This is a genomic window from Psychroserpens damuponensis (genome assembly GCF_000826655.1).
Taxonomy (GTDB): Bacteria; Bacteroidota; Bacteroidia; order Flavobacteriales; family Flavobacteriaceae; genus Psychroserpens; species Psychroserpens damuponensis.
Genome location: NZ_JXJO01000027.1, coordinates 1 through 409 on the forward strand (window position 1 = coordinate 1; position 409 = coordinate 409).

General features: G+C 43.5%; 1 pseudogene. It reads right to left on the minus strand.

The annotated features are described in order from the left end of the window. A pseudogene (locus tag TD29_RS18560) lies at nucleotides 1-409 on the minus strand (hypothetical protein); the annotation flags it as partial.

Here is a 409-nt window from a genome sequence, read left to right on the forward strand (position 1 = left end):
CAAAAATTCCAGAGCCACTAGTAAGCGCAGGCGACCATGTTCCACCAGTTTCAGGAGCACCACCAAGCACAGTAAATAAATCAATTGGGTCATTATTAGTACATAAATCGAGAGTAGCATCGGTTCCAGGATTTGGAGGAATAGCAGTGGTTACCGTAACCGCTGCCGTTGAATCTTCACAAGGCGGATTTGAAGCAATCGTATAAGTGTACACACCAGCAGTATCTATAGTAGGATCAAAAATTCCAGAACCACTTGCAAGCGCAGGCGACCACGTTCCACCAGTTTCAGGAGCACCACCAAGAATAGTAAATAAATCTATTGGGTCATTATCTAAGCATAAATCAATAGCACCATCCGCTCCAGCATTAGCCGTTGGAATAAAAGTAATAGTTACTGTTGCCGATTG